Origin of the sequence: Curtobacterium sp. ODYSSEY 48 V2 (assembly GCF_023712625.1) — a bacterium.
Lineage (GTDB): Bacteria > Actinomycetota > Actinomycetes > Actinomycetales > Microbacteriaceae > Curtobacterium.
This window is the reverse complement of the sequence record NZ_JAMAXX010000003.1, coordinates 223,616-246,585: the sequence shown is the minus strand read 5'-3', so window position 1 is coordinate 246,585 and position 22,970 is coordinate 223,616. Positions and strand designations below refer to the sequence as shown.

22 protein-coding genes and 2 tRNA genes are annotated in these 22,970 nt (G+C 71.0%); 12 read left to right on the top strand and 12 right to left on the bottom strand.

Annotated elements, in window-relative coordinates; translation table 11 throughout:
* The first annotated feature begins 99 nt into the window (after positions 1 to 99).
* The 3 genes from pepN (at position 100) to M3666_RS06190 (ending at position 4,301) form a co-directional block, all read left to right on the top strand.
* Complete coding sequence (pepN, locus tag M3666_RS06200) at positions 100 to 2,679, top strand: aminopeptidase N (RefSeq protein WP_251154766.1); 2,580 nt, start codon at positions 100 to 102, stop codon at positions 2,677 to 2,679.
* Between the two features lie 81 nt (positions 2,680 to 2,760).
* On the top strand, positions 2,761 to 3,846 hold the full coding sequence (locus tag M3666_RS06195; RefSeq protein ID WP_251154765.1) for a mechanosensitive ion channel family protein: 1,086 nt from the start codon (positions 2,761 to 2,763) through the stop codon (positions 3,844 to 3,846).
* Positions 3,847 to 3,890: 44 nt separating this feature from the next.
* Positions 3,891 to 4,301, top strand: a complete 411-nt coding sequence (locus M3666_RS06190; protein ID WP_209684416.1) for a globin — start codon at positions 3,891 to 3,893, stop codon at positions 4,299 to 4,301.
* A gap of 125 nt (positions 4,302 to 4,426) precedes the next feature.
* Here the strand turns inward: M3666_RS06190 and M3666_RS06185 are convergent, their stop codons facing one another.
* Positions 4,427 to 5,269, bottom strand: coding sequence for an NAD-dependent epimerase/dehydratase family protein (locus tag M3666_RS06185; RefSeq protein WP_251154764.1), 843 nt, complete (start codon positions 5,267 to 5,269; stop codon positions 4,427 to 4,429).
* A gap of 109 nt (positions 5,270 to 5,378) precedes the next feature.
* The gene (locus M3666_RS06180; RefSeq protein ID WP_066653076.1) at positions 5,379 to 6,080 is read right to left on the bottom strand and encodes a hypothetical protein; all 702 of its coding nucleotides are present in this window, start codon (positions 6,078 to 6,080) and stop codon (positions 5,379 to 5,381) included.
* 43 nt (positions 6,081 to 6,123) lie between these two features.
* Here M3666_RS06180 and M3666_RS06175 point away from each other — a divergent pair, with 43 nt between their 5' ends.
* On the top strand, positions 6,124 to 6,981 hold the full coding sequence (locus M3666_RS06175) for an acyl-CoA thioesterase II (protein WP_066653071.1): 858 nt from the start codon (positions 6,124 to 6,126) through the stop codon (positions 6,979 to 6,981).
* Between the two features lie 122 nt (positions 6,982 to 7,103).
* Here M3666_RS06175 and M3666_RS06170 read toward each other — a convergent pair whose 3' ends face one another.
* From M3666_RS06170 to msrA, 5 genes are all read right to left on the bottom strand, one after another.
* Positions 7,104 to 7,586 carry a thioesterase family protein gene (locus M3666_RS06170; RefSeq protein WP_251154763.1) on the bottom strand — a complete coding sequence of 161 codons (483 nt, stop codon included), beginning with the start codon at positions 7,584 to 7,586 and terminating at the stop codon, positions 7,104 to 7,106.
* Positions 7,587 to 7,589: 3 nt separating this feature from the next.
* Positions 7,590 to 9,275 carry an energy-dependent translational throttle protein EttA gene (ettA, locus tag M3666_RS06165; RefSeq protein ID WP_209683500.1) on the bottom strand — a complete coding sequence of 562 codons (1,686 nt, stop codon included), beginning with the start codon at positions 9,273 to 9,275 and terminating at the stop codon, positions 7,590 to 7,592.
* A gap of 216 nt (positions 9,276 to 9,491) precedes the next feature.
* The gene (locus M3666_RS06160; RefSeq protein ID WP_251154762.1) at positions 9,492 to 10,202 is read right to left on the bottom strand and encodes a single-stranded DNA-binding protein; all 711 of its coding nucleotides are present in this window, start codon (positions 10,200 to 10,202) and stop codon (positions 9,492 to 9,494) included.
* 117 nt (positions 10,203 to 10,319) lie between these two features.
* Complete coding sequence (locus M3666_RS06155; protein ID WP_081984725.1) at positions 10,320 to 10,523, bottom strand: hypothetical protein; 204 nt, start codon at positions 10,521 to 10,523, stop codon at positions 10,320 to 10,322.
* Positions 10,524 to 10,560: 37 nt separating this feature from the next.
* Positions 10,561 to 11,088: a peptide-methionine (S)-S-oxide reductase MsrA gene (gene msrA, locus M3666_RS06150; RefSeq protein ID WP_066653055.1), complete on the bottom strand. Its 528-nt coding sequence runs from the start codon at positions 11,086 to 11,088 to the stop codon at positions 10,561 to 10,563.
* Positions 11,089 to 11,162: 74 nt separating this feature from the next.
* Between msrA and M3666_RS06145 the strand changes: the two genes are divergently transcribed.
* Together M3666_RS06145 and M3666_RS06140 are read left to right on the top strand one after the other, a co-directional pair.
* The gene (locus tag M3666_RS06145; RefSeq protein WP_209683505.1) at positions 11,163 to 11,528 is read left to right on the top strand and encodes a hypothetical protein; all 366 of its coding nucleotides are present in this window, start codon (positions 11,163 to 11,165) and stop codon (positions 11,526 to 11,528) included.
* Between the two features lie 169 nt (positions 11,529 to 11,697).
* Positions 11,698 to 12,870 (top strand): hypothetical protein, encoded by a 1,173-nt coding sequence (locus M3666_RS06140; RefSeq protein ID WP_251154761.1) that lies wholly within the window; start codon positions 11,698 to 11,700, stop codon positions 12,868 to 12,870.
* Positions 12,871 to 12,929: 59 nt separating this feature from the next.
* On the opposite strand, the gene M3666_RS06135 is transcribed toward M3666_RS06140, so the two are convergent.
* From M3666_RS06135 to M3666_RS06125, 3 genes are all read right to left on the bottom strand, one after another.
* Positions 12,930 to 13,002, bottom strand: a tRNA-Arg gene (locus tag M3666_RS06135).
* 460 nt (positions 13,003 to 13,462) lie between these two features.
* The gene (locus M3666_RS06130) at positions 13,463 to 13,723 is read right to left on the bottom strand and encodes a thioredoxin family protein (RefSeq protein ID WP_251154760.1); all 261 of its coding nucleotides are present in this window, start codon (positions 13,721 to 13,723) and stop codon (positions 13,463 to 13,465) included.
* A 29-nt stretch (positions 13,724 to 13,752) separates the two neighbouring features.
* Positions 13,753 to 14,043, bottom strand: a complete 291-nt coding sequence (locus tag M3666_RS06125) for a hypothetical protein (RefSeq protein WP_066653044.1) — start codon at positions 14,041 to 14,043, stop codon at positions 13,753 to 13,755.
* Here M3666_RS06125 and M3666_RS06120 point away from each other — a divergent pair.
* The 6 genes from M3666_RS06120 (at position 14,033) to M3666_RS06095 (ending at position 20,072) form a co-directional block, all read left to right on the top strand.
* Positions 14,033 to 14,554, top strand: a complete 522-nt coding sequence (locus tag M3666_RS06120) for a MarR family winged helix-turn-helix transcriptional regulator (protein ID WP_251154759.1) — start codon at positions 14,033 to 14,035, stop codon at positions 14,552 to 14,554. The two genes, M3666_RS06125 and M3666_RS06120, sit on opposite strands and share 11 nt — an antisense overlap.
* Positions 14,551 to 15,789: an MFS transporter gene (locus M3666_RS06115; RefSeq protein WP_251154758.1), complete on the top strand. Its 1,239-nt coding sequence runs from the start codon at positions 14,551 to 14,553 to the stop codon at positions 15,787 to 15,789. The genes M3666_RS06120 and M3666_RS06115 overlap by 4 nt, the downstream gene beginning before the upstream one ends.
* Before the next feature lie 899 nt (positions 15,790 to 16,688).
* Positions 16,689 to 17,327, top strand: coding sequence for an oligoribonuclease (orn, locus tag M3666_RS06110; protein ID WP_251154757.1), 639 nt, complete (start codon positions 16,689 to 16,691; stop codon positions 17,325 to 17,327).
* A 75-nt stretch (positions 17,328 to 17,402) separates the two neighbouring features.
* Positions 17,403 to 17,478: transfer RNA gene (locus M3666_RS06105), tRNA-His, on the top strand.
* Positions 17,479 to 17,583: 105 nt separating this feature from the next.
* Positions 17,584 to 19,683, top strand: a complete 2,100-nt coding sequence (locus M3666_RS06100; protein ID WP_251154756.1) for an acyltransferase family protein — start codon at positions 17,584 to 17,586, stop codon at positions 19,681 to 19,683.
* A gap of 44 nt (positions 19,684 to 19,727) precedes the next feature.
* Complete coding sequence (locus M3666_RS06095; RefSeq protein ID WP_251154855.1) at positions 19,728 to 20,072, top strand: metallopeptidase family protein; 345 nt, start codon at positions 19,728 to 19,730, stop codon at positions 20,070 to 20,072.
* Here the strand turns inward: M3666_RS06095 and M3666_RS06090 are convergent.
* Both M3666_RS06090 and M3666_RS06085 read right to left on the bottom strand, forming a co-directional pair.
* A complete protein-coding gene (locus M3666_RS06090) occupies positions 20,027 to 21,544 on the bottom strand; it encodes an acyl-CoA dehydrogenase family protein (protein WP_251154755.1) in 1,518 nt (505 codons plus the stop codon). The two genes, M3666_RS06095 and M3666_RS06090, sit on opposite strands and share 46 nt — an antisense overlap.
* Complete coding sequence (locus M3666_RS06085) at positions 21,541 to 22,968, bottom strand: LLM class flavin-dependent oxidoreductase (RefSeq protein ID WP_066653028.1); 1,428 nt, start codon at positions 22,966 to 22,968, stop codon at positions 21,541 to 21,543. The genes M3666_RS06090 and M3666_RS06085 overlap by 4 nt, the downstream gene beginning before the upstream one ends.
* Positions 22,969 to 22,970: the final 2 nt, after the last annotated feature.

Here is a 22,970-nt window from a genome sequence, read left to right as displayed (position 1 = left end):
GCTAGGCTGATCCCATCGTCCCGACGGCGCACGACGCCTGCCGGGATCCCCTCACCGCGGACATCGATCGTCCGCGCCGCAAGCGAAGTTGGAGCGTCCGTGCCCGGAGAGAACCTCACCAGAACCGAAGCCCAGGAACGCGCCGCGATCGTCGACGTGCAGACGTACGACGTCGAGCTGGACCTGACCCGCGGGGCCGAGACCTTCGGCAGCACCACGCGCGTCCGGTTCACCGCGACGCCCGGCGCCTCGACCTTCATCGACGCGATCACGAAGACCGTGCACTCGATCACCCTGAACGGCTCGGCGCTCGACGTCGCCGCGGTGAACGACGGCGTGCGCATCCAGCTCGACGACCTGCAGGAGCAGAACGAGCTCGTGGTCGTCGCCGACGCGATGTACACGAACACGGGCGAGGGCCTGCACCGCTTCGTCGACCCGGTCGACGACGAGGTCTACCTGTACTCCCAGTTCGAGGTCCCGGACTCGCGCCGGATGTTCGCGGTGTTCGAGCAGCCCGACCTCAAGGCCGAGTTCTCCTTCACCGTCACGGCACCGTCGCGCTGGCAGGTCGTCTCGAACTCCCCGACGCCCGAGCCCCACGTCGACGGCGAGATCGCCACGTGGGCGTTCAGCCCGACCGCGACGATCTCGAGCTACATCACCGCGCTCGTCGCCGGCCCGTACGAGGTCGTCCGCGACGAGCTCACGAGTCGCGACGGTCGGACCATCCCGCTCGGCGTCTTCGCGCGGCGCTCGCTCGCCGAGTACCTCGACCCCGAGTACGTGTTCGAGACGACCAAGAAGGGCTTCGCCTACTACGAGGAGAAGTTCGACGTCCCGTACCCGTTCGAGAAGTACGACCAGCTCTTCGTGCCGGAGTTCAACGCCGGCGCGATGGAGAACGCGGGCTGCGTGACCTTCACCGAGACCTACGTCTTCCGCTCGAAGGTCACCGACGCCATCAAGGAGCGCCGGGTCGTCACGATCCTGCACGAGCTCGCGCACATGTGGTTCGGCGACCTCGTCACCATGAAGTGGTGGAACGACCTGTGGCTGAACGAGTCGTTCGCCGAGTGGGCGTCGACCATCGCCACCGCCGAGGCCACCGAGTGGACCGAGGCGTGGACCACCTTCCAGGCGATGGAGAAGTCCTGGGCCTACCGCCAGGACCAGCTCCCCTCGACGCACCCGATCGTCGCGACGATCAACGACCTCGAGGACGTCCAGGTCAACTTCGACGGCATCACGTACGCCAAGGGCGGTTCCGTCCTCAAGCAGCTCGTGGCGTGGGTCGGCATCGACGCGTTCTTCGCAGGCGTCTCGGCCTACTTCACGAAGCACCACCACGGCAACACCGAGCTCCGCGACCTGCTCGTCGAGCTCGAGGCGACCAGCGGCCGCGACCTGTCCGAGTGGTCGCAGCTGTGGCTCGAGACCGCCGGCGTGAACACGCTGCGCCCCGAGATCGAGGTCGACGAGTCCGGCGTGATCACGTCCTTCGCCGTGCTGCAGGAGGCTCCGGCCGACCACCCGACGCTCCGCCCGCACCGTCTGGCGATCGGCGTCTACGGCTTCACGACGGACGAGTCGGCGCCCTTCGGTGCCGACACCGCGTCGGCCGGCGGCAAGCTCGAGCGCACGCACCGCGTCGAGATCGACGTCGACGGCGCCCGCACCGAGGTCCCCGAGCTCGTCGGCGTGCACCGCGGCGACCTCGTGCTCCTCAACGACGACGACCTGGCCTACGCCAAGATCCGTCTCGACGAGCAGTCCCGCCGCACCGCGATCGAGCACCTCGCCGCGATCGCGAACCCGCTCGCCCGCTCCATCGTCTGGGGCGCGATGTGGGACGCCACGCGCGACGCCGAGTCGCCCGCGAGCGACTACGTCCGCCTGGTGCTCGGCAACATCGCGACCGAGACCGAGTCGACGACGATCCGCACCACGCTCTCGCAGCTGCTGCTGACCGCCCGGAGCTACGTGGCACCGGCGAAGGTCGACGCCACCGTCCGCACCGTGGGCGACACCCTCTGGCAGCTGGCCTCCTCGGCCGAGGCCGGGTCCGACGCCCAGTTCCAGTTCGTGAAGTTCTTCGCGCAGATCGCCTCGACGCCGGAGCACGTCACGACCCTGCAGGGCCTGCGCGACGGGTCCGTCACACTGCAGGGCCTGGAGATCGACACCGACCTGCGCTGGGAGCTGCTCGAGGGCCTCGTCCTCGCCGGTGCTGCCGGTGACGCCGAGGTCGACGCCGAGCTCGCCGCCGACAAGACGGCCTCGGGCGAGCAGGCCGCCGCCCGGGCGCGTGCGACGATCCCGACCGCCGAGGGCAAGCTCGCGGCGTTCTCGTCGCTCGTCGACTCGTCCGAGGCGCCGAATGCCATCGTCCGCCAGACGACCGTCGGCTTCCAGCACACCAACAGCCCGGTCGTCCTCGAGGGGCTCGTGTCGCGGTACTTCGACGTGCTGACCAGCATCTGGGCCGAGCGGAGCTACCACATCGCCGACACGATCGTCAGCGGCCTCTACCCGGCGCCGCTCGCGTCGGTCGAGCTCCGCGACGCCGCGAACGCGTGGCTCGAGGCACACCCGGAGACCCCGGCGCTCCGCCGCATCGTGTCCGAGAACCTCGCGGGCACCGAGCGTGCGCTGCGTGTCCAGACGGCCGACGCCTGATCCTCGTCCGACGGCAGTGCAGGGGCGGGGCCTCGGTGATCCTCAAGGGTCGCCGAGGCCTCGCCCTCTAGCATCGTCCGGATGATGAACTCGGCAGCGAACACGACCGACGACGTCTCGAAGTGGGCGTCGAACGCATTCACCCAGTTCGTCGACACCTGGCAAGCACCGATCACGATCGTCATCACGGTGATCGCGGCGATCATCCTGCGGCTGATCCTCCGGCGCGTGATCAAGGGCGTCGTCGACCAGGTGGTCAACGGGGCGAAGCGCCGCCAGAACGTCGATGACACCCAGGCACTCATCGCCTCGCCGGTGCAGACCGCCCGCGTCGTGCAACGGACCCGGACCCTCGGCAGTGTGCTCGAGAACCTGGCGACCGTCGTCGTCGTGGTCATCGCGCTGATCGTCATCGTCACCGCCGTGTGGCAGGGCGCGGCCGTCGGGATCGTCGGTGGCGCCTCGCTGATCGCCGCGGGCCTCGCCGTCGGTGCGCAGAGCATCGTGAAGGACCTGCTGTCCGGCGTCTTCATGATCCTCGAGGACCAGGCCGGCGTCGGGGACGTCGTCGACACCGGGCAGGCCACCGGCGTCGTCGAGAACGTCGGACTCCGCGTCATGCAGATCCGCGACGTGAACGGCATCCTGTGGTTCGTCCCGAACGGGCAGATCCTGCGCGTCGGCAACCTGTCCCAGGGCTGGTCGCGCGTGCTGGTCGACATCACCGTCCCGTACGACACCGACATCGACGCCGTGCAGGACGCCCTGCTGCGTGCCGCGGTGACGATGTCCCAGGAGCCGCGCTGGCGTCAGCGGATCGTCGAGAAGCCGGAGATCTGGGGTCTCCAGTCGATCTCCGACGCCGGGATGGTGTTCCGTCTCGTCGTCAAGACCCGCGCGTCCGAGCTCGACGTCGTCGGGCGCGAGATGCGCGTGCGGCTGAAGCGCGCCGTCGACGAGCTCGGCGTCACACTGCCCGCCATGGCGATGATCATGCCCGAGGGGTGGGAGAACGCCACCTCGATCAACGGCCTCCGGTCGGTCCGGACGCAGCCGACGCCCGCACCGACGAAGTCGCGCGGTGGGAAGCGTGGGAACCTGTTCGGACGGGCGATCCGCACCGACGACACCGACCGCGGCCAGGACCCCGGGAAGGACCACCAGTGAGCGACCTCACCCCTCCGGACCGGGGCGGCGTACCGGCGCAGCCGATCACGCTCCGCGTCGGCGAGCACGGCGCCAGCGCGACCGGCTCCCTGTACGAACGCATCGGCGGTGCTCCCACCTTCGACCGGCTGGTCCGACGCTTCTACGAGGGGGTGCAGCAGGACGAGGTCATCTGGCCGATGTACCCGGCTGACGATCTCGACGGTGCGATCTGGCGGCTGTCGGCGTTCCTGCAGCAGTACTGGGGCGGCCCCGGCACGTACAGCGAGGAGCGCGGGCACCCCCGGCTCCGGATGCGCCACAACCCGTTCCGCATCACCTCCGAAGCCCGGGAGCGCTGGCTCCACCACATGCACGACGCCGTCGAGTCGCTGGGGTTGGCGCCCCTCGACGAGGCCGAACTGTGGGCGTACCTCGACCGGGCGGCACACGCGATGACGAACACGTTCGACTGAGCGTCCTCTCGCTCGACGCCGGGCCGGTCAGCTCGAACCCGGGCCGGTCCGCTCGGTATCCGGCCGGTGCGCTCGGTACCCGGCCGGTCCGCTCGGTACCCGGCTGGTCCGCCCCGCACCTGGGTTCAGCGGGCGGAGGACCCGCTGGCGAGGTCCTCGACCAGTGTCGGTCGGGTCGGGTTCCAGCCGAAGGCGGCACGCGCGTGCGCGCCCGAGGCCTCCTGGTGCAGCAGCAGGGCGTCTGCGTACGTGCGCCCGAGCCGCTCCCGACTGTCGCCGGCACTCTCGGCGACGACCGGCGACCCGTGCGCGCCCGCTTCGGCGATCTCGCGCACGGTCGGGTTGTCACCGGTCGCGGCGACGACGTAGCCGTCCTGCTCCCCGCGCTGCACGGCGAGGACGTACAGATCGCCGAGGTCGTCGACGTGCACCGTCGTCCACCGCTGTGACCCGTCGCCCACCAGCCGGACCTCGTGCTCCCCGTCGCCGACGAACATCGCCGGGATGCCCGCGCCACGGCCGTACACGATGCCCGGTGCGACGATCGTCGTCCGTGCGTCGCTCGCGCGGACCCGCGCCTCGATCGGGGCGCGCCACGCCGTGAGCTCCGGCGGGTCGACGGGCGACTGCTCCGAGATGTCGGTCGAGTCGCCGAACGTGAAGATGCCGCCCGTGTGCACGAACGGCTTCGACGTCCCCGAGAACGCCTCGGTCACCGTCGCCGTGAAGTCCGGGTCCACCGACTCGGCCGACGCGGTGTGGACGACGGCATCGCTCTCGTGCGCGAGTCGGCGCACGAGCTCGGTGTCGGACAGGTCGCCGACGACCGCCTGGCCGCCGGCGTCACGGATCGCCTGCGCCTTCTGGTCGGAACGGACGACCGCGGTGACCTGGTGCCCGTGGGCGAGGAGTGCGCGGAGGACTGATGACCCGATGTACCCGGATGCGCCGGTGAGGAAGACGTGCATGACGCAACCCAACCATGCCGCTCACGGCGTTGACCGGGTGCCCGTCGGAGGTGTGGACGGACGAGGGCTCGTGCGCGACCGTGCAGGGATCGGCAGTGCCGCGGCGGCACTAGTGGTCGAGGCTCCAGGCGCGTCGCTTCACCAGGATGTGCCCGCGCGACGTCGTCAGGCGGCTCCAGGGGCCGGTCTCGAACAGCCGGACCGGATCGTGCCCGAGGAAGCCGAGGCTCTCCCCCGCGAACCCGGCTGCTGCGGGGACGTGCTCGATCCCGGGGACGGGACGGCCCCAGACCTCGGCGCGGATGCGGCGGACGATGGCGTCACCGGCGTTCGACGGGACGGCGTCCGCGACCTCGGCGATCCCGTCGCGGGCAGCGCGGCGGAGCAGCTCCGGCGAGACGTCGGGCAGCGGCACCCATCCCCCGCGGGGCGGCGAGATCGCGGCCCACGTCACGGTGTGCACCTCGTGCGGCAGCCCGACCTCGATCGGGGTCGGTCGCGTCGGGTCGGCACCGTCGGCACCGGCGGCGTCGTGTTCCTCGGCCAGCACACGGAGCCGCTCCCGCAGGGAGGCGAGCGGGACGACCGCGTCGATCGTCGCTGGCTCGGTCAGCGAGAAGGTGCGGAGACCGAGCACGGTCGGCAGCTCGTCGAGGAGCCCGACCGGGTAGAGGATCGCGGCGTAGACGGCGAGGACGCCGGAGTCGGCGATGAGCCGCACGGAGCCGTCCTCGATCCGGGCAGCGCGTCCGAGGTAGGTGCGGAGATCGCCGAGCGAAGCGGCGTCGGGAAGCGTGAACGAGGTGCCCATGTCGACACCGATCCTACCGGCGACGGGTTCGTAGACTGCGGGGGTGAACGGCGAACCCGACTTCCTCAGCACCCTCCGCCTGCAGGACACCGGCGCGAGCACGGGCGAGACGATCCTCACCGGTGCCAGCCACTGGTCGCCCGGCGGCCGGGTCTTCGGCGGACAGGTGCTCGCGCAGTGCATCGTCGCCGCGCAGCACACGATCGAGGACCGCGGCATCCACTCGATGCACGGGTACTTCCTGCGTCCCGGTGACATCGACGTGCCCATCACCTTCGCCGTCGAGCGCATCCACGACGGCCGCTCGTTCGCCACGCGCCGTGTCCAGGCCTACCAACGCGGTGTGCCGATCTTCTCGATGATCGCCTCCTTCCAGCGACCGGACGACGGACTCGAGCACCAGGACCCGTTCCCCGTCGGTACCCCCGATCCCGAGTCGTTGCCCTCGGCCGCGTCGATCCTGTCCGCGATCGACCACCCCGTGGCGCAGGCCTGGGCGGAACGCTCGATCGACCTGCGGCACGTCGAGGGCCCGGTGTTCGTCGACGTACAGGGCGAGCGCGTCCCGCACCAGGCGGTGTGGTTCCGCGTCGACGGTGACCTGCCGGAGGACCCGTCGCTGCACCGGGCCGTGCTCGGCTACGCGAGCGACATGTCGATCCTGGAGCCGATCATGCGGCGGCACGGCGTCGCCTGGGGCACGCCGGGAGTGAAGAGCGCGAGCCTCGACCACGCGATGTGGTGGCACCGCGACGGCCGTGCCGACGACTGGGTCCTGTACGCACAGGAGTCCCCGAGCGCCCAGGGCGGCCGGGGACTGGCGTTCGGGCGGATGTTCGCGCGCGACGGTCGGCTGCTGGCCTCGGTGGCGCAGGAGGGGATGCTGCGCGTGCCGCGCTGACGGCTGCCCTGCCCGCTCCTGGCGGACACACGGTGCCGCCCGTCCTGGCCGCTACGGGCTCGAGAACTGCGCCGGCGGTCCAGCCGGCTACGGGCTCGAGAACTGCACCGGTGGTCCCGCCGCTACGGGCGGGAGAACTGCACGGGCGCTTCGACGAACGGCGCACAGGCGGCGCGCTCGGCCTCGGACAGGCGCCGAGGCCGGTTCGAGGCCGCGTCGACCATCACCAAGGCGGTCGTGGCGCGCGTGTAGAGCACCTGCGGCTCGACTCCGACGGGTGACCAGATCTCGTACGACACGTCGATGCTCGCGCCACCGATGCGTCCGATCCACATCTGCACGTCGAGCGGCCGGCGCAGGTACGGGATCGATGCGAGGTACTCGAGACGTTGTGCAGCGATGACCGTCATCGTCCCGGAGCCGGGCCGGCCGTCGATGATCGGGTCCGGCAGGTCGTCCTCCGGCGCGACGTCGGCGGGGTCGTGGCCCCAGAACCCCGCGATGCGCGCCTCCTCGAGGAGGCGCAGCATCGCGGAGTTGTTGACGTGGCCGTACGCGTCGATGTCGCTCCACCGGATGCGGACGGGAGCGTGCAGCCTCGCCACGGGTCAGTCGCGGGTGAGCTTGCGGTACGTCGAGCGACCGGGCTTGTTCGCGTCCGGGCCGAGGCGCACGAGCTTGTTCTCCTCGTAGGCCTCGAAGTTGCCCTCGAACCAGTACCAGTTCGGGGTACCGTCCTCGTTCACGCCCTCCCACGCGAGGATGTGCGTCGCGATGCGGTCGAGGAACCACCGGTCGTGGGTGATGACCACGGCACAGCCGGGGAACTCGAGCAGGGCGTTCTCGAGGCTGCCGAGGGTCTCGACGTCGAGGTCGTTGGTCGGCTCGTCGAGGAGCAGGAGGTTGCCGCCCTGCTTGAGCGTGAGCGCCAGGTTCAGGCGGTTGCGCTCACCACCGGAGAGCACACCGGCCTTCTTCTGCTGGTCCGGACCCTTGAACCCGAACTGCGAGACGTAGGCGCGGGACGGGATCTCGGTCTTGCCGACCTGGATGAAGTCCAGGCCGTCGGAGACGACCTCCCACAGGTTCTTGTTCGGGTCGATGCCGCCGCGGCTCTGGTCGACGTACGAGATGTCGACCGTGTCGCCGATCCGCAGCTGGCCGCCGTCGAGCGGCTCGAGGCCGACGATGGTCTTGAACAGCGTGGTCTTGCCGACGCCGTTCGGGCCGATGACCCCGACGATGCCGTTGCGGGGCAGCGTGAAGGACAGGCCGTCGATGATGACGCGCTCACCGAACTGCTTCTGGAGCTTCTCGGCGTCGATCACCTGCGAGCCCAGACGCGGGCCCACGGGGATGACGATCTCCTCGAAGTCGAGCTTCCGCGTGCGCTCGGCCTCGGCAGCCATCTCCTCGTACCGGGCGAGACGGGCCTTCGACTTCGCCTGGCGGCCCTTCGAGTTGCTCCGGACCCACTCGAGTTCGCTGGACAGACGCTTGGCGAGCTTGGCGTCCTTCTTGCCCTGGACCTCGAGACGCTCGCGCTTCTTCTCGAGGTAGGTCGAGTAGTTGCCCTCGTACGGGTACAGGCGGCCGCGGTCGACCTCGGCGATCCACTGTGCGACGTGGTCGAGGAAGTACCGGTCGTGCGTGACGGCGAGCACTGCACCGGGGTACTTCGACAGGTGCTGCTCGAGCCACAGCACGGACTCGGCGTCGAGGTGGTTGGTGGGCTCGTCGAGGAGGAGCAGGTCGGGCTTCTCGAGGAGCAGCTTGCAGAGCGCCACGCGGCGCTTCTCGCCACCCGAGAGGTTGGCGATCTGCGCGTCAGCCGGCGGGCACTGCAGCGCGTCCATGGCCTGCTCGAGCTGGGAGTCGAGGTCCCACGCGTCGGCCGCGTCGATCTCCTCCTGCAGGGTGCCCATCTCGGCCAGGAGGGCGTCGAAGTCGGCGTCCGGCTCCGCCATCAGCGCGGAGATCTCGTTGAAGCGGTCGAGCTTGCCCTTGATCGCACCGACGCCCATCTGGACGTTCTCGAGCACGGTCTTGGACTCGTCGAGCTCGGGCTCCTGCATGAGGATGCCGACGGAGAAGCCCGGCGTGAGCTTCGCCTCGCCGTTGGACGGCTGGTCGAGACCCGCCATGATCTTCAGGATCGTCGACTTGCCCGCGCCGTTCGGCCCCACGACGCCGATCTTGGCGCCGGGGATGAACGACATCGTGACGTCGTCGAGGATCAGCTTGTCGCCGACCGTCTTGCGGGCGCGGACCATCTGGTAGATGTACTCAGCCATATCGGCGCAAGTCTACTGACCCGGGCACGTCACCGCTCCCCCCTGCGCCGCGGCGCAGGGCTCGCGGGTCGGCGGCGCCGACAGGACCACGGTGGGGCGCGCGCCGAGGCGGCCGGCACCGGCAGGACGCGTGTGCCTCGCGCCGGGACGGCCGGCATGGGCAGGGTGCGGTTGTCGTGCGCCGCCGACGGTCCCGGTGATGAACCGTGCGACGACTCATGCGACGGCACGGGCGTCGGCGTCGGCGTCTGCTCCCGGCTCGGGCTCTCGGGATCCGGGCACGACCGGGGCGACCCCTCCGGCTGCCCGCGCGCCGCTGTCGCCCGGGTCGCCGCCGTGCGCGACGCCGTCGCCCGGGATGCCGTCGCGCAGGACGCCGCCGTCCCGGACGCCGTGGCGCGCCAGCACGGTCCCGTCTGCTGCCCCGGGCAGCGCATCGTCGCCGTCCCCGCCGAGCACGGGCGTCGCGTGGTCGTCCTCGGGCACCGTGCCCGTCACCTCGCCGGTGTCCGGGTCCACCGTCGGCACCCCCGGCGGCACCCCGGGACCCGCGTTGGAGTCGCCGACGTGCCGCGGGACGCGGATCCAGTTGCTGATGCCCCAGGCGAGGTCGTGCCCGATGCCGTCGGCGTCGATCTCGACCGCGGTCCCGTTCCGTCCGTCACGCTCCCAGGTGCGGATCCGGACGCGTCCGGTCACGAGGATGCGATCGCCCTTCTTCAGCGACTTGTGGACGTTCGCCGCGAGGGACCGGAAGGCGGTGACCGTGTACCAGTTCGTCGGACCGTTCGTCCATGACGACGTGCTGCGGTCCCAACGACGGGAGGGGGACGCCAGGCGCATGCTCGAGATGGCGATGCCGGTGTCGGTGACGAGGTGCCGGGGTTCGGTCGCGACGATGCCGCAGACGGTGATCGTGTCGTTCATGACTCGATCGTCTGCGAGCCCCGGGCCGCACTTGCGACCCGGGGCTCGATCTGTGAGCAGCCGACTCGTCGAGGTGGGCTGTGGAGGAAGACTCCCCCGAACCTCCGGGCTGGCGGGTCAGTGCGCGCGGAACTCGGGTCGGTCGGCGAGAGGCCCGAGCGCCGCGTGGACCGCACCCTTCGCGGTCTCCAGCGACGGGTAGGTCCCGCCTCGGCCCCGTCGACCGTAGAGCTCGACGTGGAAGCCGTCCGACGCGCGGCGGATGCTCCCGACCGCGCCCGCCGGACCGACGGCCACCCAGGTCCCGGTGTTGTCCATCATCGTTCGACCACCTCCTCGTGGCCCCGACGTCCGTGCCTCAGGACGCCAGGATGTACTGACTGTAGGCCTTGCGGACCTTGTTCACCTTGGGCAGCGCGACCGCGAGGCAGTAGCCCTGACCGGGGTTCTTCGCGAAGAAGTCCTGGTGGTGCTCCTCCGCACGGAAGAACGTACCGAGCGGCTCGATCGTCGTCACGATCCCGCCGTCCCAGATGTCCGCAGCGCGCTGCACCGCGTGCTCGAACAGCGCTCGCTGCTCGTCGTCCGCCGGGAACATCGCCGAGCGGTACTGGGTGCCGACGTCCGCGCCCTGGCGGTTCAGCTGCCGCGGGTCGTGGAGCGTGAAGAAGACGTCGAGGACGACGTCGGCGGGGATGACCGACTCGTCGAAGGTCACCGCGACCGCCTCGGCGTGACCGGTCGCACCGGTGCAGACCGCTTCGTACGTCGGGTCCTCGACCACGCCGCCGGTGTAGCCCGACACCACGTCCTGCACACCCTGCAACGTGCGGTACACCGCGTCGAGGCACCAGAAGCATCCACCTGCGAGCACGAACGTCGTCATGCGCGCCACCGTACCCTCCTGCGCTCACGGAACACGGGGCCGGGGTACGTCTCCTGCACAGCATCGTCCTCGCCGTGAGCGCTCCCCTGACGCCACTGCACGGCCGTGGAGTGTCGGTGGTCAGCCGTACCGTCGAGGCAACGAAGACCACGACGAACCAGCAGGAGGCACCCGTGCAGACCAGCACCGAACCAGCGTTCCGGATCCGTTCCACGCCGGTCGCACGCAGCCGTGGCGACCTGCGCGTGCTCGACGTGCGGGACGACCTCAGCCGGGTCACCCGCACCAACGGCGAGATCGTCGGGTACGTCGACCGCGTGGACGTCGCGGGCGGCACGGCCTACCGCGCCCGTCGCTACGTGGCGGTCGAGCGACGGTTCGTCGAGCTGCCGAACGTGTGGTCGGCGGACGACGCCGTCGACTGCCTGCGCTGGGGCTGACCAGCCGCCCGCGCACTTCGACCGCGCCGCTCGACGGGAGGCCGCCCCGCGTGAGCGAACGCCGCCCCGCTCGACGGAGCGCAGCCCGGCTCGACGGAACGCGGTCCGGCTCGACGGAACGCCGTCCGGCCTCCGCGGTTCTGCGTCGCACGCTGCGTAGGGTTCGCCCATGGACTGGTGGAACGACCTGACCGACTGGACGGCATCCGACGAGGGATGGCGCGTGCTGTCCGGCGCGATCATCCCCTTCGTCGCGATCGTCGTCGCCGGAGTGATCGCCGCGCTGATCGGACGCGCGGCAACGAAGCGCGTCGTCGCGCTCCACGACCGCGAGAGCCGGAACGCAGCGGTGGCGGGCATGGTCACCGCGGCGCGCAAGGCCTCGCGCTGGGGAGCACTCGGACACGAGGAACGTGCCTACGCCGACCACCTCGCCGAGGATGCCGACGTGCGGCTGCGCCTCCTGCCGGTGAGCGGTGCTCCGCTGGCCGCCGACTGGGTGCAGCACGAGATCGCCGACATCAAGCGGAACTCCTCGACCTTCACCTCGCAGGCGGACCAGTCGCTCGGTGAACTCCGCGACCGTCTGCTCGAGTGGAACGGCAAGCCAGGTCGCGCGAAGAAGCTGTTCAAGGCCGATCTCGAACGCTGGAAGTTCGACTCCCCGGACCCCGACGCCGACCTCATCGCCCGCCAGCAGGACTGGAACGCCGGTCAGCAGCAGCAGCGGTCGGCCGAGGCAGACGCCGGCACGGCCCCGTCGCGCCCGACGCCGACCACCACCTCGCTCCGTCCTGCGCCGCAGCAGTCTCCCGTCGGTTCCCCTGCGGCCGCGACGTCGGCGGGCCGCACCTCGGGTCCGACCGTTGCGCCGGCGGTCGACCAGGACGCCACCACCCCCATCGACGACGTCCGAGGTGCTGCCGACAACCGGACGCGCCCCTACGGCGACCGCGAGACGGTCCAGCTCGACGGCACGCCGGTCCGCCCTCCGCTCGGGTCGCCGATCGCGTCGGCGCGTCCGGGGAGCGGCACGACTCCGAGCGCTCGGAACGACCTCGGCTCGCGCAGCGACGACTCCTCGGACTCCGGCGAGGTCGACGTGACCGATCGTGGCGGTGATGCCCGCTCCGACGACCGGCCGACCTCCGCGCCCCGGGTCGCGAGCCCGACGTCGGCTGACGCCCACGTGAACCGTGCCGCAGCGTCCGCGACCGGGCTCGACCGGCCCGGGGCGGCGAACGCGACGCCGGGTGCTCGAGAGGACGACGACGACGCCTCGCCGTACACCCAGCCCATCAGCGCGAGCGAGCTGCGACGCCGAGCAGCCGAGGACGACTGAGACCTCCCCCGTTCGACGAGAGGCCGCCATCCCGACGGATGGCGGCCTCTCGTCGCGTGTGCCCCCGGCAGGAATCGAACCCGCGACACGGAGGGTAGAAACCACCTGCTCTATCCACTGAGCTACGGAGGCGAGCGGCGACGATTCTACCGCCGTCGGTCGTCGGGGCGCTGCACTGCCACGCACGAGGCCGGTGCTCGGCGATCGCGCCCGACTGCTCCGTTAGTCCCGAGCGGGCGGAAGGGGTGCGGCGCGTGCCGCCGGTGAGCACGAAGAGCCCGCCCGCCGGGGTCGCACCGGTCAGCCCGGACGACCGGCGCACCGAGCGGGCGGAACCGGTCCGCGCAGCACCGCCGGTCAGCAGGGAACGCCCGCCCGCGCGGAAACGCCCGGCAGCCCGGACGACCGGCGCACCGAGCGGGCGGAACCGGTCCGCGCGGCACCGCCGGTCAGCAGGGAACGCCCGCTCGCGTGAGGGCACGCGCTGCCGGCGCGACCGACGTGGCGGACATGCACCGCGCCTCCTGGCCGAGCACGGCTCCACGGTGACCTGACGAGGCGGACGTGACCCGTGCCTCCCGACCGGGTCCGCTCAGAGCGCCTCCGCGACCGCCACCAGCAGCTGGTCCCGCGAGGGGACGCCCGGCGAACGGAAGACCTCGGCACCGTCGTCCCGACGCACGATGATCGTGGGGGTCGAACGGATGCCGAGGTCCTCTGCAGTGTCAGGGTGTGCCGCGACGTCGCGTTCGGTGACCCGGAGCCCGGGGACGAGCGCCGCTGCCTCACCGCTCACACGGCGGGCGGCAGCGCACGGCGCGCAGAAGGCGGAGGTCCAGAGATCGAGCTGCACGGGACGGTGCAACGTGCGCGGCGCGCGATCTACTCCCGGTCGAACTCGCCGCTGCGGTCCCCGCGGTCCTGCAGGTCGTCGACCGGGTCGGAGTCCGCGGCGTCGTACTCGTACTCGACCGAGGTCTGGTCGAGCACCTGACGGGTCTTGGTGGCCTTGTAGGCGAAGGCCGTCTGCAGGCCCTCGACGTCCGCGTACACCGTGACCTCGTCGTCGACCGCGTCGCTCGTGGCGGTGCGGGTGTCGGTCGTGCCGTCGAAGGGACCGCCGTGGAAGATCGCGGTGTACTCGTCGCCCTCGTGGATGGTGATGTCGCTCATGCGTCCCTTCTACCAGGAGCGCCCTGTTGACGAATGTATAGCACCGCTATATAGTTCAGACATGGAAGCATCACGGGCGCAGGCGCTGGAGACGCTGATCATCTCGGTCAACCGCTTGGTCCGTGCTGCGGCGCAGGCCTCCGGCGACGCCACCTCGGCCGCGGTCTGGCGCACGCTCGGCATCCTCGAGACCGAGCAGCCGCTGCGCCTCGGTGAGCTCGCCGCCGCGTCCCGTGTGGCACAGCCCACGATGACCCGGATCGTCGCCGGCATGCTCACCGACGGTCTGCTCTCGCGCACCGTCGACCCCGACGACTCACGCGGGCAGCTCATCGAGCTCACCGACGCGGGGCGCGAGCGGCTCGCCACCTGGCGCGCGACGATCGCCGACTCCGTCGGACCGGTCTTCGCCGACCTCGACGACGACGACTGGGACGTCCTGCGCGACGCCGCCGCCATCATCGCCTCGCGCACCACCACGAACCCCACCAGAACGGAGATCCACGCGTGAACGCCCACGCACCCGCTGCGTCCGGCAGCATCCTCAAGCAGTCGTCCGCCGTCTGGGCGATCGCGTTCGCCTGCGTCGTCGCCTTCATGGGCATCGGCCTGGTCGACCCGATCCTCCCCGCGATCGCGACGTCGCTGCACGCCACCGCCGCGCAGACCGAACTGCTCTTCACGAGCTACCTCGCCGTCACCGGCGTCGCCATGTTCTTCACCAGCTGGGTGTCGAGCCGCATCGGTGCGAAGAACACCCTGCTCATCGGGCTCGCGCTCATCGTGGTCTTCTCGGTGCTCGCAGCGACCTCGGGCAGCGTCTGGAACATCATCGGCTTCCGCGCCGGTTGGGGTCTGGGCAACGCGCTCTTCATCTCCACCGCACTCGCGACCATCGTCGGTGCAGCGTCCGGCGGCACGGCGTCGGCGATCATCCTCTACGAGGCAGCGCTCGGCCTCGGCATCGCCATCGGGCCCCTGGTCGGCGGACTGCTCGGGTCGGTGAGCTGGCGCGGTCCCTTCTTCGGCGTCACCACCCTGATGGCGATCGCGTTCATCGCCGTCGTCGCGCTGCTCAAGACCTCCGGACTCGAGAAGCCCACGCCGACGAAGCTCTCGGCACCGTTCCGCGCCCTCGGACAGCCGGCGCTCGCGGCCCTCGCGGTGACCGCGCTCTTCTACAACATCGGCTTCTTCGTGCTGCTCGCGTACACGCCGTTCCCGCTCGGCTTCGGCGCACTCGGCATCGGTTTCACCTTCTTCGGGTGGGGTGTCGGGCTCGCGATCACCTCCGTGTGGGTCGCCCCGATGCTGACCGCGCGCATGCGCCGCACGACCGTGCTGAAGATCGCGCTGCCGCTCCTCGCCCTCGACCTGTTCGCCGCGGCGGTCGTCGTGACCTCGCAGGCCGGGCTCATCATCTGCGTGGTCATCGGCGGCCTCGTGCTCGGTGTCCTCAACACGGTGCTCACCGAGTGCGTGATGGAGGCGACGGACCTCCCCCGCTCGGTGGCATCGAGCGCGTACTCCGCGGTGCGCTTCATCGGCGGTGCGATCGCCCCGCCCGTGGCGACGCTGCTCGCCGACTCGTTCTCGCCGTCGGCGGCCTACGTGTTCGCCGGGGTCTCGGTGGCGGTCGCGTTCGTGGTCGTGGTGCTGACCACCAAGGTGCTGCGGCGGGTCGACGACGGGGCCGAGCCGGAGCGTGTCGAGGCAGAGGCGATCTCGGCGGGCGAGATGGTCTGAGTCGACACGAGCGCGGGTGGGCGATGAGCCCGCTCGCGCTCGGTGCGAGCGCGGGTGGGCGGTGAGCCTGCTCGCGCCCGGTGCGCTTCGCTGCGGGCGAGGGCTGCGGTCGGGACTCCGGTCCGGTCGCGGGTCTCGCCCGTTCGTCATGTGCGGGCGCGCGTGGGCGAGTGGATGGAGATCCAGGGGTGGACCCGTCGGGCGCGCTGGGAGGGTCCTCGGGGCCGAGTGCGCTCGGCAGGCCGCGCGAGCCGCGCGAGCGGGCAGGATGCGCCGGGCCGACGCCGTCCGCCCGACCGGTTCCGCCCGCTGGGCAACCGGAGGACGGGCCGGAGCAGATCGTCGGACGCGGGTCGAGCCTCCAGAGCGGTGGTGAGGGCAGCCGCGTGAACGCGAGCGGGCGGAAGGCGCGCCGTGATGATCGCCCGGTCGACGATTCCGCCCGCCCGCCTGGATCGGCCGACCGGGAGGCGCGCCGTGACAGCGCAGGGACGGCCCAGTCGCCAGCGGGCGGATCCTGCCGCCGTTCCGGATCGCGGCTGCGGGTTCCGCCCACTCACGGATCGACCGGGAGGCACGGTGCACGTCGAGCCGCACCGCGCGCCGCGAGCGGGCGGATCCTGCCGCCGTTCCGGATCGCGGCTGCCGGTTCCGCCCGCTCACGGACCGACCGGGAGGCACGGCCCACCTGGATCCGGACCGCGCGCGCCGCGAGCGGGCGGATCCTGCAGACGGGTCGTCTCGCGGCTGCGGGTTCCGCCCGCTCGGCCAGGGGCAGCCGTGCGGCCACGACGTCCCGGTGTCGCCTCGAGCGGAGCCGGCACGGTGCTGACCGGGATCGCTCCACAGCCTCGGGACCGGGCGCGGGAGCGTCACCCGTGCGGAATAGGATCGAGGACATGGCAACTGCGAACGACCGCCTCGTCTGGATCGACTGCGAGATGACCGGCCTCGACGTCGAGGTCGACCAACTCGTCGAGGTGGCCGTCGTCGTCACGGACTTCGACCTCGTCCCCGTGCACCCCGGGTTCGACATCGTGATCAAGCCCGACCAGTCGGCGCTCGACAACATGAACGAGTTCGTCACGAACATGCACGCGACTTCGGGCCTCGCCGAGGCGATCCCGGACGGTGTCTCGCTGGCGGACGCCGAGTACCAGGTGCTCGAGTACATCCTCCAGCACGTCCCGGCCGAGGGCAGCGCGCCGCTGGCCGGCAACACGATCGGCACGGACCGCGCCTTCCTGTCGAAGTACATGCCCCGCGTCGACGGGCACCTGCACTACCGCAGCGTCGACGTGTCGAGCATCAAGGAACTCTGCCGCCGCTGGTTCCCGCGCGTGTACTTCAACGCGCCGGAGAAGCACGGCGGCCACCGCGCCCTCGCGGACATCCTCGAGTCGATCCGCGAGCTCGAGTACTACCGTCGCGCCGGCTTCATCCCGGAGCCCGGCCCGACGACCGAGGACGTCCGCGCCGTCGCGGCCGAGGTGGTCGAGAAGTGGGAGCCGCGGCTCGGGCAGCCCTCGGCGGAGTAGCGACACGCGTGGTCGTCGCGGCCTCCGGCATGTACTACTATTGAGTGGTCGCGCCGGTCAGCCGGTTCGGACATGGTGGATATAGCTCAGTTGGTAGAGCGCCTGGTTGTGGTCTAGGAGGTCGCGGGTTCGAGACCCGTTATTCACCCCAGTAGGACCGTCCCCGTTAGCGCGGGGACGGTCCTTTTTTGCGATCTCTCCACAGTGGAATATCACCTTCTGGAACTGATGTACCAGCCCGGCCTAGTCTCGCTACATGACCTCAGCGAACAAGCGCCGGCCGGACATCGAGGGGCTTCGGGGAATCGCGGTCCTCATGGTGCTACTGGAACACACCTTCGCAACGCCGGTCGGGGGTTTCCTCGGGGTTGATGTGTTCTTCGTCATCTCCGGTTTCGTCGTCGGACGGGGGCTCCTGAACGAGGGCGCGACCCACGGCCAGATCCGGATCATCGACTTCTTCCGGCGTCGGGCGCGACGTCTCGCGCCGACCGCCCTCCTCGTGGTCGGCCTCACCATGGCCGTCTCCGCGCTGTTCCTCCGCGGCTCGCGGCGGGAACAGACGCTGTTCGACGGACTCGCCGGGCTCCTCGGCACAGCCAACTGGCGGTTCATCACCAGTGACGCTGGCTACTTTGACGGCGCATCGGCTCCGTCGCCCTTCCGTCACCTGTGGTCCCTCGGTGTCGAAGAGCAGTGCTACTTCCTCCTCCCGCTGGCGCTCCTACTCGTCATCAGACGACGACGGCTTGGTCTGTTCGTCATCACCGCCGTGGTGGTCGCGTCCTTTGCCGCAGCCGTCGCGACCACGGCACCGCAGCCTGTCTTCGCGTTCTACTCGACAGTGACACGCTTGTGGCAGCTCGGAACCGGCGTCGGACTGGCGCTGGTGGCGCACCGTCTCGAGGGGCTGGGGCCGGCACCGGCACGAGCGCCGCGAAGGACCGCAGTCATGGCAGTGTCCGGTCTCCTCCTGCTGGTGGCTTCCGCACTCCTGATTCGACCCGACGTCGGTGTTCCGTTCCCCGCTGGTCTCGCTCCGGCAGCGGGAACCGCGATGATCATCGCTGCAGGTTGCGGTGCGCCCACGATGGTGACGAAGCTGCTCGGCGCACGGCCGCTCGTCCTCGTCGGAGAGCGGAGCTACGCGCTCTACATGTGGCACTGGCCGGTCCTCGTCCTCGCTCCGGCCGTACTCGGGACGGAGCCGGTGGTCGCGCTCGCGATCGCGGTCGCCGCAGCTGTGCTGTCCCATGCCTTCGTCGAACGACCGATCCGACGGAGGGGCTCAGCGAAGTCGCAGCCGACACTCGCCCATGGGCACAGGTCGGCCAGGCTCGAGCAGTCGGCCGGAGCCGTTGTCGCCCTCGCGATCATCGCCACGGTCACGACTGCCTCGGCCGTCACCCGGTACGAGGCGACCGCTCCACCCGCCCCGGAGCCGAGCGCGGTCGACCCTTCAGAGCCGGGACCAGCAACCGTGAAGACCGAGCGCCGACGAGCTGTCGAGCAAGGTCTGTCGCTCCGGTCGTGGCCCGATTCCCTGCAGCCTCAACTCGACGAATTGCGTGGTCACGACTACCTTCCCGCGCTCGAGCAGGACACTCGCTTCGAGCAGGTCGCTCGGTGCGCCGAGCCAGGGCAGAACCACACGGTGGAGCAGTGCACGCTCGGCGACGGCTCGAGGTCACTGATGATCGTGGGCGACTCGACCGCGGAGTTCCTCACACCAGCATTCCGCTGGATGACTGAACACCGATCTGGATGGAAGCTGATCGCAGGCGCGCGGTACGGCTGTCCGTTCAGCACGCTGGAACTCGCGCACGGCGACACCGACTGTTCGAAGGCCCGTGAGGAGGTAGTGGCGCACATCGCTCAGGCGTCACCGGATGTCCTCGTCGTGATGAACGTCCTGGGCCCCCTGCAGTTGCACGGCACGGATGTTCCGGAGAGCGATCGGGCCGCAGGCGTGATCGCCAGGATCGACGAAGTGCGCGCCGCGGTCGGATCAGTCGCAATCGTGGGCCCCAACGTCCCCGGTCCGAAGTGGGACGACTGCGGAAGTGCCCTGATCGGCCCGGAAGCCTGCACGGGCACGACGCAGCGGTGGCGCCCGTCGATCTCGGCGGATCAGGACGCAGCCAGGCGCAGTCACATCCCCTACATCGATCCGACGGCCCTCTGGTGTGCTGGTGGCCGGTGTCCGGCGGTCATCGATGATCGCGCCGTCTCGTTCGACGGGACGCACGCGACGTTCGAAGCAGCCGAGGACGTCGCCCCGGCCCTGGAAGACGCGCTCGTGAGCGCAGGGGTCCTGCCCCCACAGGACGGGAGCACCGGCGGCGCAGCGGGGTGATCGCTCGCTGCCGTCCAGGCGGATGTGTCACGATCGGCCTCGTGATGGAGATGTCCGCCGACGAGTTCGAGCAGCTCGTGACCGACGAGCTCGACCGGCTGCCCGACGAGATGGTCGACGGGCTGGACAACGTGGTGTTCGTCGTCGAGGACGAGCCGGAGGACGGCTCCGACCTGTTCGGGTACTACGACGGGGTCGCTGCGACCGAGCGCGGGCAGTACGGGTTCGGTGAGCTCCCCGACCGGATCGTGGTGTTCCGGAAGCAGCACCTCGAGGAGTGCGACACCGTCGAGGATCTCCGGGACGAGGTGCACACCACGCTCGTCCACGAGATCGGGCACTTCTACGGCATCGACGACGCTCGGTTGCACGAGCTCGGCTGGGCGTAGAGGCGCCCCGCTGCCGGCTGTCGGCTCCGGCTCCCGCTGAGCCGAGACTCGCGCTGGCGGACGGTTTCGCGGCTCCGAAGACGCGAACGTGTCCGCGGGGCCGAGACTCGCGCTGGCGGCACGCGCCGCGCGCGGCGCGCGCGCGGCGCCCTCAGAACCGCGTCGGCCCCACCTCGTGGTACCTCCCACGCGTCCACCGGCCCCCGCCCGTGCAGCACGTACTCCCCCACGAGTCGCTCCTTGTAGACGGCAGGGTTGTGCGACGCCACCACCCGGGCGTTCCTCCAGTGCCGGTCGAGCGCCCGCGTCCGGTCGGCCGCCGAGGCCCCACCGACCTCGAACAACTCCGTGGCCGCCTGCAGCACGCGCGGCCCGACCTCGACCTGCGCCTGGTAGACGGCGTTCTCGGCGGCGTCGAGCAGTGCGTGGTCGACGCCCACCCCGGGCTCGTTCGTCGCCACGACCCCGTCGAGCAGCCCTGCCGCGGCGACGACGAGCGACCGCGCGGTGAACGCCCCCGCCGACAGCCGTCCGAGCACGGCCAGCACCTGCGGGTCCTCCCCCGGTACGGCGGCGTTCGCGTGGATGTACGTGCGGGTCCGCGGCCGGACGAACGCCACGGCGTCGTCGACGACGGCCTGTCCGATCCCGGCGAGGACCGCCAGCAGGTACAGCTGGTAGAAGGCCTGGATGTGCGAGAGCGGCGCGTCCCGGTAGGCCGAGACCACCGCCGGGTCGACCGCGACGCCGTCGAAGACGGTCGTCCCCGAAGCGGTGAGGCGCTGCCCGAAGCCGTCCCAGTCGTCGACGCCGGTCACACCCGGTGCACCGGTCGGCACGGCGAAGGTCACCCGCTCGCCGTCGCGGTCGGCCGCCAGGTAGATCCAGTCGGCGTAGAGCGTGCCGGTCGAGTAGAACTTCCGCCCGTCGAGCCGCCACGTGCCGGAGTCGTCGGGAGCGACGGTCGTCGAGATGTCCGCCAGCGTCGTGCCGGTCCGCTCCGAGGTCGCGTTCCCCACGATCGCCCCGTCGACGATGCGCTGGAGCCACTCGTCCCGAGCGGGCGAGTCCGGACGCAGGAGCACGAGCTCCGTGTACCCGAAGTGTCCCCGCCACAGGTGCGCGATGTTCGAGTCCGCCGCCGCGAGGTCCGCCACCAGGTTCGCGAGCTCGACGAGCGTCACGCCGAAGCCACCGCGTTCCTCGGGCACGCGCAGCCGCCCGAAGCCCGCGTCCGCCAGCGCGCGCACCTCGGCGTGCGGGAGGTCGCGGTCGCCAGGGGTGCCGGACGCCAGCTCGCGCGCGACCGCGCCCTCGCGGATCGCCTCGACGACCGGCGCGAAGCGCGCACGCAGGACTGCGAGACGGTCGGCCGGGAGGCACGGCGCACCCCCGGCGCTCGCTGGCACGTCGTCCGGACGGTCGCTCGGGAGGCCCGGCGCACCCCCGGCGCTCGTCGTCACGTCCGTCATGCGGTCACCTCCACGGCGTCGCGCGCCTCGTCCGCACCGGTCCCGGCCGCGCCGCCGGAGAACGCGCCGCGCCACCGCCTCGCCGGGTGCGAGTCGGGCAGCTGCGCGTGGCCGAAGAGCTTCTCGCGGAGGGTGCCCTCCCGGTACTCCGACTGCATGAGTCCGCGCTCCTGCAGGGTCGGCGCGATGTGGTCGACGAACTCCTCGTACGAGCCGGGCAGCGTCCAGTTGATGACGTTCACGCCGTCGACCCCGACCCGCTGCCACGCGGCGAGTTCGTCCGCGATCTGCTCGGGCGTCCCGACGACCCGGGCGCGGAGCTTGGCGGAGAGCCGGGCGAGGTCGGCGATGGTCGGCTCGCGGTCGCCGGCGGCCTCGCGGAGCCACTGCAGGTGCGACTGCCCGGCCTGGGTCCGGACCTCGGACAGCGGCGTCGCCGGGTCGAGCGGCTCGCCGGTGTCCGGGTCGAAGCCGAGGTTCGAGTGCACGAGGAAGCCGTCGGCGGCCAGGTACTCGTCGATCTCCGCTTCCTTCGCCTTCGCCTCGGCCTCGGTGGATCCCGTGACGAAGGTCAGGCCGAGGAAGAACGCGATGTCCTCGCGGCGTCGGCCGACGGCGGCGGCGAGGTCTCGGGTCTCGCGGATCAGCTGCTCGGTGGCGTCCCGGTTCGAGGTGAGGATGAACTGCGCCTCGGCGTTCCGCGCGGCGAAGGCCCGGCCGGCCGGCGAGGACCCGGCCTGGAACAACACGGGCGTCCGCTGGGGCGAGGGCGCGCTGAGGTGCGGCCCCTGCACGTCGTACCGCTTGCCGTGGTGGTCGATGCGGTGCACCAGCTCCGGGTCCGCGTAGCCGCGCACCGGGTCCTTGAGCACGGCGCCGTCCTCCCACGACCCCTCCCACAGCTTGGCGCAGACCTCGAGGTACTCCTCGGCCCAGGCGTAGCGCTCGTCGTGCTCCTCGAGCCGGTCGGCGCCGAAGTTCCGGGCGGCGCTGTCGAGGGCGCTCGTCACGACGTTCCACCCGATGCGGCCGCGGGTGATGTGGTCGAGCGTCGACACCTTGCGGGCGAAGTCGAACGGGTGCGCCTGGATGACGCTCGAGGTGAACGCCAGGCCGAGGTGCTCGGTCGACACGGCGAGCGCGGAGAGCAGCACGGACGGGTCGTTCGAGGGGATCTGCAGCCCCTCGCGGAGGTTCGTCGCGTAGTCGCCGCGGGCGGGGCCGTACGTGCCGACGACGTCCGCGAAGAACATCGCGTCGAACTTCCCGCGCTCGAGCGTCCGGGCGAGGTCGGTCCACAGTGTGACGTCGTCGAAGTCCGCCTGCCGGGCGTCCGGGTGCCGCCAGAGGCCGTGCTGGATGTGCGACGTCGTGTTCATGACGAAGGCCGCGAAGCGCAGCGGACGGGTCGGTGCATCGCTCATGC